The organism is Acidovorax sp. HMWF029 (genome assembly GCF_003060895.1).
In the GTDB taxonomy this organism is placed as follows: domain Bacteria; phylum Pseudomonadota; class Gammaproteobacteria; order Burkholderiales; family Burkholderiaceae_C; genus Acidovorax.
Window position 1 is genome coordinate 72,167 of sequence record NZ_QAIH01000328.1, and the last position, 10,712, is coordinate 82,878.

Annotated in this window: 8 protein-coding genes and 1 pseudogene; 3 read left to right on the top strand and 6 right to left on the bottom strand. The window is 64.1% G+C overall.

From position 1 onward, the window contains the following. Nucleotides 1–53: 53 nt before the first annotated feature. The 3 genes and pseudogenes from DBR12_RS23490 to DBR12_RS21775 all read right to left on the bottom strand — a co-directional run bounded on the left by DBR12_RS23490 (nucleotide 54) and on the right by DBR12_RS21775 (nucleotide 3,337). Nucleotides 54–1,230: pseudogene (locus DBR12_RS23490) on the bottom strand (flagellin). Nucleotides 1,231–1,511: 281 nt separating this feature from the next. Beyond that, a complete protein-coding gene (locus tag DBR12_RS21770) occupies nucleotides 1,512–2,357 on the bottom strand; it encodes an NUDIX hydrolase family protein (protein WP_233245046.1) in 846 nt (281 codons plus the stop codon). After that, nucleotides 2,354–3,337 carry a quinone oxidoreductase gene (locus tag DBR12_RS21775; RefSeq protein WP_108619121.1) on the bottom strand — a complete coding sequence of 328 codons (984 nt, stop codon included), beginning with the start codon at nucleotides 3,335–3,337 and terminating at the stop codon, nucleotides 2,354–2,356. The genes DBR12_RS21770 and DBR12_RS21775 overlap by 4 nt, the downstream gene beginning before the upstream one ends. A 195-nt stretch (nucleotides 3,338–3,532) precedes the next feature. On the opposite strand from DBR12_RS21775, the gene DBR12_RS21780 reads away from it, so the two are divergent. After that, complete coding sequence (locus tag DBR12_RS21780; protein ID WP_108619122.1) at nucleotides 3,533–4,432, top strand: DMT family transporter; 900 nt, start codon at nucleotides 3,533–3,535, stop codon at nucleotides 4,430–4,432. A 122-nt stretch (nucleotides 4,433–4,554) separates the two neighbouring features. On the opposite strand, the gene DBR12_RS21785 is transcribed toward DBR12_RS21780, so the two are convergent. The 3 genes from DBR12_RS21785 to DBR12_RS21795 all read right to left on the bottom strand — a co-directional run bounded on the left by DBR12_RS21785 (nucleotide 4,555) and on the right by DBR12_RS21795 (nucleotide 9,367). After that, nucleotides 4,555–7,239: an EAL domain-containing protein gene (locus DBR12_RS21785; RefSeq protein WP_108619123.1), complete on the bottom strand. Its 2,685-nt coding sequence runs from the start codon at nucleotides 7,237–7,239 to the stop codon at nucleotides 4,555–4,557. 4 nt (nucleotides 7,240–7,243) lie between these two features. Continuing rightward, nucleotides 7,244–8,344 (bottom strand): TRAP transporter substrate-binding protein, encoded by a 1,101-nt coding sequence (locus DBR12_RS21790; RefSeq protein ID WP_108619137.1) that lies wholly within the window; start codon nucleotides 8,342–8,344, stop codon nucleotides 7,244–7,246. A 183-nt stretch (nucleotides 8,345–8,527) separates the two neighbouring features. Beyond that, complete coding sequence (locus DBR12_RS21795) at nucleotides 8,528–9,367, bottom strand: SDR family oxidoreductase (protein WP_108619124.1); 840 nt, start codon at nucleotides 9,365–9,367, stop codon at nucleotides 8,528–8,530. Nucleotides 9,368–9,431: 64 nt separating this feature from the next. Between DBR12_RS21795 and DBR12_RS21800 the strand changes: the two genes are divergently transcribed. Beyond that, nucleotides 9,432–10,043 carry an SH3 domain-containing protein gene (locus DBR12_RS21800; RefSeq protein ID WP_108619125.1) on the top strand — a complete coding sequence of 204 codons (612 nt, stop codon included), beginning with the start codon at nucleotides 9,432–9,434 and terminating at the stop codon, nucleotides 10,041–10,043. A gap of 10 nt (nucleotides 10,044–10,053) precedes the next feature. Continuing rightward, the coding region (locus DBR12_RS21805) for a M48 family metalloprotease (RefSeq protein WP_233245048.1) at nucleotides 10,054–10,712 on the top strand (659 nt) is incomplete at its 3' end.

Here is a 10,712-nt window from a genome sequence, read left to right on the forward strand (position 1 = left end):
TGCTGGCACCCGCCAATGATTGGCGGACAGCAACAAGCCCGTAGCAGCCCTCCCTAGCGCAGCAAGGCCAGCACGCCCTGTGGCAACTGGTTGGCCTGGGCCACCATGGCTGTACCAGCCTGCTGCAGGATCTGCGAACGCGAGAGGTTGGCGGTTTCTGCCGCAAAGTCGGCGTCGAGGATGCGGCTGCGCGAGGCAGACAGGTTTTCCGAGGTCACCTGCAGGTTGCTGATCGAGGTTTCAAATCGCGACTGCAGGGCACCGAGCTTGGCGCGCTCGCCGTTGATGAAGCTCAGGGCCGAATCTACCGTCTTGAGAGCGTTGGTCGCCTTGGCAAAAGTCGTGACATCCAGATCCGCCACCTTCTCCAAACTAGCGCTGCTGTCGGCGAGCGCATTGGTTGCGGTCGCATCGGCCGCAAACGCCTTGTCGGAATCCAACGTGAGGTAGCCGCTGACGACGATCGCATCGTCGAGCCCCCCGATCATCAGGTTGTCCGATGCCCCCACGAGCGTAAGCCCTCCGCCACCATCGTCCGCCATCTTCTGAACCGTCACGGTTCCTGTGCTCTGGTTCGTTCGGTCACCACGTTGCCGTTCCTGACCCCAAAGCGCCATTGATGACCACAGACCCAGCACTGACCCCGTTGGTACCGTAGGCATTGGCAGGCTCAGGCCCGTACACCTGCTGAGCTGCGCCGGATGCAATCATCTGATTGTTGCCGTACACCCCGGTACGCAGGTTGGCCGTGCCGGCCACGATGGTCTGGTTGGCATTGGCGCCGACCTGGAACTGCTGCGTGCCAAACGTACTGTCCAGCAACTTGGAGCCGTTGAATTCGGTGGTTTGCGAGATGCGGTCCAGTTCGGACACCAGCTGGCCCACTTCCTGTTGCAACGCCTGGCGGTCGCCCGCACTGTTGGTGGCGTTGGCCGGCTGCACGGCCAGTTCACGCACACGCTGAAGGATGTCGCCGGAGGCCTTGAGCGCGCCTTATGCGGTCTGCGCCAGGGAGATACCGTCATTGGCATTGCGAACCGCCTGGTTCAAACCACGGATCTGGCTGGAAAAGCGCTTAGAAATGGCCAGGCCCGCAGCGTCGTCCTTGGCGCTGTTGATGCGCAGGCCCGACGACAGGCGCTGGATGGACGTGTTCAGCGATGTCTGGCTCATGCCCAGATTGCGCTGGGCCGTCAGCGATGACACGTTGGTATTGATCGTGGAAGCCATTTCAACCCTTCGTCCTGTTTTTCAGGACTATTCTGATTTTTCGGACATGCACCGCTGCAAACGCTACATGCCTCTTTTAGGCTGGGGTGGAATGAGCTTGAGGGGTATCTAGAGCTGCAAACAACAAACTGCGGGGCCGAGCTTCACGAGTTCTCCGTGAAAAAAGATTTCTACCGCAATACAGTCAACGCTTTATAGCTATCAAAATTGCAATATACAGAATTAATCAAAATAAAAAATTGATAGTTCATAAACCAGCCAGTTTGCAGAGTCCTCTCTACCTACAGTCCCAGAAACCCCGCAATCACGAGCCCGGCTTCCAGCGTGAACTGGCCTTGCGCCACCTGCTCGCGCACGGTGTGAAGTGGCAGCAGCTCAAAGCGCTCCACCTCGCCATCCTGGTTGATGGGCTCCGCACCACCCGGCACCTGGGCGCAGAACCAATCGATGCGCTCGCGCATGTAGCCCGCACCGCCGCCTTCGCGGCTCGGGCGGCTGAAGTCCACATGACCGCCGTGACGCAGGCCCTGCAAGGCCTCGACGCGCAGGCCGGCCTCTTCCCAGGTCTCGCGCGCCAGCGCCTGGGGCAGCGAATCGGCAGCCGAGACCATGCCGCCCATCAGCGTGTCCCACAGGCCGGGGTTGTTGGGTTTGGTCATGGAACGCTTTTGCACCCACATGCGGCCATCGGGCGCCAGGCCCACCAGGTGCACGGCGCGCGTGGCAATGCCCAGCACGCGCACGGCGCCGCGCTCTACGGTGGCCACCACCTCACCCTGGGGGTTGGTCACCGCCAGTTGCTCGTCGCGCCAGGGGCCACACAGGCCCGTGTCACGCAGGTCGGCGGCCAGGGTGTTGAGCGCCTGCGTGGTGGCGTCTGCTGATGCGGTGTGCGACACATGCAGGTGCCAGGCGGGCACCCCCATATGCTCCTCATTTGATAGCATAAAGTGCTTATCCATCAGGCGCAGACGGCTTATTTTTTCTAAAAAACCATCCGCTACCGAGCCCACCACCTGCCCGTTTACCACCAGCGGCTGGCGCGGCTGTGCCGGGGGCTGTTGGGCCGAGGCGCGTGCGCCCGCCAGCCAGTGCTCCAACGAGAGGTTCTGCACGCCGGTGTTCACAGTGTGAGGATGGTGCAGCCGGTGGTCTTGCGCGCTTCGAGGTCGCGGTGCGCCTGCTGCACGTCGGCCAGCGGATAGCGCTGGTCGATGTGGATCTTCACCTGGCCACTGCCCACCACAGCAAACAGGTCATCGGCCATGGCCTGTGTGGCTTCGCGCGTGGCGATGTGCGTGAACAGTGTCTGGCGCGTGACATAGAGCGAGCCCTTGGCACCCAGGCTACCGGGAGCAAACGGCGCTACCGGGCCCGACGCGTTACCAAAGCTGGCCATCAGGCCAAAGGGGCGCAGGCAGTCAAGCGACTTGTCCCAGGTGTCCTTGCCCACCGAGTCGTACACCACCTTCACGCCCTTGCCGCCGGTGATCTCTTTCACGCGTGCAGCAAAATCTTCAGTGTTGTAGTTGACGGCGTGCGCTGCGCCGTTGGCCAAGGCCAGCTGGCACTTGGCATCGGTGCCTGCCGTGCCAATCAGCTGCAGGCCCAGGGCCTTGGCCCACTGGCTGGCGATCAGGCCCACGCCACCGGCGGCCGCATGGAAAAGCACAAAATCGCCGGGCTCCAGCCCTTCCACCGGGCGCGTCTTTTTGAGCAGGTACTGCGCGGTCAGGCCCTTGAGCATCATGGCCGCGCCGGTCTCGAAGCTGATGGCATCGGGCAGCTTGCACACGCATTTGGCGGGCATCACGCGCACCTCGCAGTACGCGCCGGGCGGGTTGCTGGCATAGGCAGCGCGGTCGCCCACCTGCAAGTGCGTGACACCTTCGCCCACGGCCTCGATCACGCCCGCACCTTCCATGCCGATGGTGGCGGGCATGCCAAGCGGATACAGGCCGGTGCGGTGGTACACATCGATGAAATTGAGGCCGATGGCGTGGTGGCGGATACGCACTTCGCCCGGTCCGGGGTTGCCCACGGGCAGATCGACAAGATGGAGTTCTTCGGGTCCACCGTGCTGGCGGATCTGGACGGCAAGGCTCATGGGCGGCTCCTGTAGCAGACGACTGAATGAAGGGGAAGTACAGCCAAGGCCGATACCAACCCAAAACGGCGGCCATCCTGCCACGAATCGGCCAACCGTGCCCGCTGCCCGGCGCTTCTTAGAGCCTGAATAGGCTCCAAGGGCGTTGCTGCATCGTGCTGCAGCGCAACGCGCGCGCCGGTACAGTGCAGCCCCATGACTCAAAAACTCACACCCGGCACGGCCGTGCTGCTGGTGATTCCGCCCCTGCTGTGGGCTGGCAACGCCGTCACGGGGCGGCTGGTGCACGACCTGATTTCCCCCGCCGCCCTCAACTTCATCCGCTGGGTGCTGGCCTTTTTCATCCTGCTGCCGCTGGCCCATGGCGTGCTGCACAAGAACAGCCCGCTGTGGGCCCACTGGCGCCGCTATGCGTTGCTGGGTCTGCTGGGCATTGGCCTGTACAACGCGCTGCAGTACATGGCGCTGCAGACGTCTACACCCATCAATGCAACGCTGGTGGGTTCGAGCATGCCGGTGTGGATGCTGGCCGTGGGAGCACTGTTCTTTGGCGCGGCCATCACGCGGCGCCAGGTGGCGGGCGCGCTGCTGTCGGTGTGTGGCGTGCTGCTGGTGCTGAGCCGGGGCGAGTGGGCGCAGCTGCTCGCGTTCCGCCTGGTGCCGGGCGATTTGTTCATGCTGCTGGCCACCATTTCGTGGGCGTTTTACAGCTGGCTGCTGGCCCGCACCAGCGAGCCGGGCAGCATCCGGGGTGACTGGGCGGCCTTCCTGATGGCGCAGATGGTGTTTGGCCTGGCCTGGTCAGGCAGCTTTGCCGGGGCCGAGTGGGCCACCGGCCACGCGCACACCACCTGGGGCTGGCCGCTGGTGGCAGCGCTGGCCTTCATCGCCGTGGGCCCTGCCGTGCTGGCCTACCGCTGCTGGGGTGTGGGCGTGCAGCGGGCGGGGCCTGCGGTGGCGGGCTTTTTTGTCAACCTCACGCCACTGTTTGCGGGGCTGCTGTCGGCCGCGTTTCTGGGCGAGACGCCCCAGGCGTTTCACGGCGTGGCGTTCGCGTTGATTGTGGGTGGGATTGTGGTGTCGTCGCGGCGCTGAGCGTTGCAGATTTCAATAAAAATCGGCCTTACCGCGCGTCCATCATTACTTTATTGCTACCATAAATATAGCAATCATTCCTTATCCGGAAAGCATGGGCGCGCACTGCGCCCCTTGGGTCCTCAACGGGGCGGATCGAGGTCTTCGGCGGCGGCAGTGACCGGCTCCAGCAGCGCCTCCAGCTCCGCCACAGGGACGGGCCGCCCCATCAGGTAGCCCTGGAAGTAGGTGCAGCCGTACTGGGCCAGCAGTTGTTTCTGCGCCTCGGTTTCCACGCCCTCGGCGATCACGTCCAACTCAAGATTGCGTGCCATGCCCAGGATGGTCTGCACGATCACATCATCGGTGTGCCGCACGCCCAGGTTGTGCACGAAGGACTGGTCGATCTTGAGCTGGTCGAGCGGCAGCCGCGTGAGGTAGGCCAGCGACGAGTAACCAGTGCCGAAATCGTCCACCGAGAAGCGCACGCCCTTGGTCTTGAGCATGCCGATCTTGGCGATGGTGTCGTCCACGTTGTCCAGCACCAGCGATTCGGTGAGTTCGAGCTTGAGCAGGTGGGGGCGCGCGCCGGTTTCGCGTAGCACCTCGACCACCCGGGCCACAAAGTCGCGTTGGCGGAACTGTCGCGCACTCACATTGACCGAGAGCTGCAGGTGCTGAAGGCGTGGGTGGCCCTGCCAGGCGGCGAGCTGCTCGCAGGCGGTGCGCAGCACCCAGTGGCCCATGGGCACGATGAGTTCACTCTCCTCTGCCACGCCGATGAAAGCCCCCGGCGCCACCAGGCCACGCTCAGGGTGTTTCCAGCGGATCAGCCCCTCAGCGCCCACCATGCGACCGTCCAGATGAAACTGCGGCTGGTAGTGCAGCACAAACTGACGCGCGGTCAAAGCCGCCTGAAGATCTGCTTCAAGCTGCGCGCGCAGGCTGATGCTGATCTGCATCTCCGGGTCAAAAAAGCACAACGCATTGCGCCCCTGCGACTTGACCTGGTACATGGCGATGTCTGCCTGCTTGAGCAGATCGACCGATGACTGGATGGCGCCGCCCATCAGCGTTGCGCCGATACTGGGCGTGCTGTGGTGGGCATGCCCACCGAGCGTGTAGGGCACGTTGAGTTTGCGCAAGATCTTTTCGCCCACGCGGCGGGCATAAGCCCCAGCTTCGTCACTGCTGGTCGACAGGTCCCCCAGCATGACCACGAATTCGTCGCCGCCTAGCCGCGCAACGGTGTCCTCGCGCCGCACACAGGTCTTCAGGCGCTGGGCGACCTGGCGCAGCAGCATGTCGCCCACCTCGTGGCCCCGGGTGTCGTTCAGGGTCTTGAAGTGATCCAGGTCGAGAAACAGCAGGGCACCATACTGCCCGCTGCGCGCACTGGAGGCGATGGCTTGCTGCATGCGGTCCATGAGCAGGCGACGGTTGGGGAGGTTGGTCAGTGGGTCGTAGAACGCCAGGTTCTCAATCTCGGCACTGGCACGCCGCAAGGCCGTCACGTCGTGGTAGCTGATGACCAAACCACCGTCAGGCGTTGTGCGCTCAGTGATCTGGATGGTGCGGCCGTTGGAGTACACCTGTTCATGGGGCTCGTTCTGGGGCTGCATTTGCCGCAGCAACCGCTGCTCCACCCAGCGCGCGTATTCGTCTTCAGCCAGCCGGGGGTGGTGGTGCTTGACGGTCTCTTCGATCACGGCACGAAAGGGCAGCCGGGGGGCGATCATGCCGCTGAGCCACGGGAAGATCACCTCGAACTGGCTATTCCACTGCACCACGCAGTTGTTCTTGTCGAGCAGCAAAAAACCGCTGACCATAGACTCCAGCGCCTGGTCCAGCGTGGCCTTGGACTGCGCAATGGCCACGCGGGCCTGTGAGAGGCGATCCAGGTAGCGAAAAGCCAGCCCCCCTGCAGCCAGGATCATGGCCACAAACACCAGCGCGGTCAGACCGATCGCGTCGCGCTGGTCGCGCCAGCTGCTCAGCGCCTCGTGCAACGGAATGCTCGCGGAGATCCGAAGGTCCTGGTAAAGGATGGGACGGAATACCACCAGGGCAGGGTCCCCAGTGAGGCGCGCCGGAGCCTTCCATTGCTGGCCCAGGTCGGAAAGCTCTGCCAGCGGTGGGGCCAGCGTGGGGGCAATGACTTCCTCGCGGCCAGGCACGCCCAGCAGCAGTTGCCCGCCCGCCCGCTCCAGCGTGACCTGCAGGCCGCTGATGTCCACACCCTGAAGCAGCACCGCGCTCAGGGCGCCCACGGGCAACTCGGCCACCGCCGCCACGCGTGTGCTGTCGGCCAGGCGCAGGTGGCGCGCGAAATACAAAACCCGTTCGGAACTGGCAAAACTCACCACCGGGGCGCTGACCATCAGGGTGGACACAGGCTGCTCCAGCACGGACTCCAGAAAGCCCGCCGGAAGTTGAACGGCCAGCGCACCACTGGCGGGATCGGAGGAAGCCATGGTCCTGCCAGCACCATCCAGCAGGGCCACATAGCGCACCATCAGGTTCTGCCGGGTGGAGCCGCGCAAACGCTGGCTGGCCGATTCCGCATCGATCCAGGGCGCAGTCGTGTTCGACAGGTTGAGCAACTCGTCCATGCTGGCCAGCAGCACATCCACCGTCAGCAGCGAACGGTTGAGCGCAACCTCGGCCCCCGCCACAAAACGGGTGGCCTGGGCCTCGCTGTCGTTAAGCGCCACCTTGCGGGAGTTCCAGGCCAGGGCGGCCGCCACAATGGCCACGGCCGCCACAAACACCACAACCCCAGCCCCGACAAAGGCCTTGATGCGCAGTGGCGTTATAGGTTCTCTCATTGATCTATTTAACGGGCGCGGCCAACAGGCCACGCGCCGGGCCAATCGTCTGGTTCCAGGTTTGCGCGCAGCGCGCGCCGCAGCGCTGCACCCAGCGCGGCAGCACGGTGGAGGCCAGTATCTCCTGGCGGCTGCGCTCATCCTGAGGCGAGGCGGGCACCACCACCATGGCGCCCTTGGTGCCTCCGGTGCAGGTAGAAGCGCCCCGGTTACAGGCCAGGCCTTCAGCCGTTTCGCGCTCGGACTCGGCCCATATGGCGGACTCCAGCCGGGGCAGCTCGCGCTTGAGTAGTTCGCGCAAGTCGGAGGGTAGGCCCGCCCAGGCCGCCTGGTTGGCGCCAAAGATGGCCAGGCCCCATGTCACAGGCAGGGTGTGCACATGGGAGGTGAGTGAGGGCAGGCCCAGCATATTGCCCGACATGGTGCCCGTGATCGCGCATTCGGTATTGCCCGCCGTCAGACTAGGCACAATCTGCGAGAAACTGGTCAGCACCGGCACACCGCCCAGCGCACCCACAAAGTCGGCCTGCGTGGAGGACGAGACCCGGACGCGGCGCCCCGACAGGTCGGACAGCGCACGCAGCTGCTTCTTGCAGAACACGACCTGGGCCGGGTACACATAGATCGCCAGCGCCTCCACGCCATGCTGCTCGCGCAAGGCCTTTTCCAGATAAGGGCGGAAGGCGCCCAGGGTGGCCTTGAGTGTGGCGATGTCGGGGTTCAGTCCCGCCAAATCGGGGGCGGTGTATTCGGGGTACTGCGAGGTGAACGAGCTCATCAGTGTGGTGCCAAACGGCACCACGCCCAACTGAAGCAATCGCAACATCTCATTGCCGGGCACGCCTGCACGGTCAAAGGGCACGATCTCTGCCTGGAAGCGCCCACCGCTCAAACGGGACAACTCTTTGCTCCAGAAGGGCTCTTCCTGGCGTGTGTATTGATTGATCGTGGCCAACCCACCCACCACACGCAGCTTGTACGGCGCAGCAGCGCTGCTGCCAGAAGGGTTCGCCGCGTGCACCCCACCCCATGCGACAAGCCCTACGCATAGAAGCAGTGCCTGGCGGCGAAGGCGGAAGGTCAAGGTGCAGGGGATGGTGAACATGGCAAACAATGGCGAGAAGTATTCCACCAATTTTTCAGCCCAGAAGGCAAATTGTCGGCAAAACGCCACGCGTGAGCCTTCGAAAGAACTGGTGCGTGGCACGGGCCATGCCCATGCATTAGAGAGGATCTCCCGCTGGGGCTTGGTAGCCGCTGTACACCAGTCGCTCGCCGCCATGTGCCATCAGAAGGTGCCAGGGTAGGCGCCGCCGTCGGCCAGCACGTTTTGGCCGGTGATGTAACCCGCTTGCTGGCTGCACAAAAAAGCACAGATTGCCCCGAACTCATCGGCCGTTCCATAACGGCCCGCCGGGATCTGCGCCTGCTGGACGGCACGTACATCCTCAACGCTTTTGCCCGCCTTTCCTGCGGCTGCTGTCACGGTTGCCGCCAAGCGGTCGGTGTCGAACTTGCCTGGCAGCAGGTTGTTGATGGTCACGCCCCGCGCCGCGATCTTGCTGCGCGATACCCCCGCCACAAACCCAGTGAGGCCACTGCGTGCGCCGTTGGAAAGGCCCAGGATGTCGATAGGTGCCTTGACGGCGCTCGACGTGATGTTGACGATGCGGCCAAAGCCCCGCGCCGCCATGCCGTCCACTGTGGCCTGGATGAGTTCGATGGGTGTGAGCATGTTGGCATCCACCGCCTTGATCCAGGCGTCGCGATTCCAGTCACGGAAGTCGCCGGTGGGCGGCCCTCCGGCGTTGGTCACCACGATGTCGAAGTCCCGCCCAGGCCCCCCCGCAACGCAGAACACCGCCTCGCGTCCCGAAGGGGTGGTGATGTCTGCCGCCACGGCCAGCACCTTGGGACCCTGTGTTTCAGAATCTTTGAGCCCCTTCACGCGCGGCTGGCTTGCGCACTCAGCTATCAAACGGGTAGCAGCCTGATCAAGTGCACTGACATTGCGGGCATTGATGACCACATTGACGCCCTCACGCACCAGCGCCTGCGCACATCCAAAACCCAGCCCTTTGCTTGCGCCACACACCAGCGCCCATTTGCCCGCGATACCCAAATCCATAACAATCTCCAAGTTGCACACTGATACATGTAGCGTGGGCAAATCATAAATGGAGAGTTGAACCATGAAATGGCTGCACCCTAACGCTCTGACCACCTCGCTGGCAGGGGTCGCGCTAGCCCTGGTGGCAGGCGCCGTGCCTGCCCAAGAAGCTGCCGTGGTCAAACGCGCCACGCACTTGCGCGACAGCCCCGCAGACACCGGTGCCAGCGTGGCCCCGCTCGAGGCCAACACGGCCGTGACGCGCAGCAGTGAGCGCAAGGGCCCCTGGACCAAGGTGAGTACCCCCCAGGGCACCACAGGCTGGGTGCATATGTTCGATCTGGCCCCCGCATCGGGCGCGGCAGCGGGCAACACCACCACCGGCGGGCTACGGGGCCTGGGTGGCTTGTTCGGCGGCAACAGCGGCACGACCACCACCGCGACGTCCACGGTGGGCATTCGCGGGCTGGACGCCGAAGACATTGCCAAGGCGCAACCCAACCCGGCTGCTGTAGGCAAGGTTGAGGGTCTGCGGGTGAACGCAGACCAGGCGCGCCAGTTCGCCAGCTCCGCCTCGTTGCACGCCCGGGACGTGCCTGCCATGGCACAGCCCGCCCTGCCATCCGGTGGATCCGGCAGCCGCTCCGGCGGTAGTTCCGGCAATCCGTCCGACCCCAACTACAGCCCGAACTAAGGAGATGAACATGCATCGGAATTCCGGCTGGAAACGTTGCGCAGGGATGGCCGCCCTTTTGACTGCGCTGTCTGCAACCCCGCTGGCAGCCCATAGCCAGAACGTGATGAACAACCTGCTGAACTCTCTGGGCGGGGGGTTGGGCTCGGCCATCACGGGCAGCAAAGCCGCACCGGCTGCACAAGGGGACGACCTGATCAGCCTTCTGACCCAGTCGATGGAGAACATCGACGAGCCCAAGGAAATCGAGATTGGCCGCCAGCTGGCTGCCCTGCTGCTCGGCGCCAAGCCGGCCCACCCGGACATGGCGCTGCAACGCTACGTGAACCGCCTGGGCCGCTGGATCAGCCTGCAGTCGCCCCGCCCCGGGCTGCCCTGGACCTTTGTGGTACTGGATGACACCGGTTACAACGCCTTCGCCGCACCCGGCGGCTATGTGTTTGTGACCAAGGGCCTGATCGACCGCTGTGCCGACGAGTCTGAACTCGCGGGCATTCTGGCGCACGAGATCACGCACGTGACCGCCAAGCACCACCTGCAGGCCATCCGGCAGAGCGCCATGGCGGGTGTGGGCACCCAGCTGCTGGCCTCGCAGATCCGCACCGGCAACGTGGCGGGCCAGCTTGTCAAAGACCAGCTGCTGTCGCTGTTCCGCACGGTCTATACCAA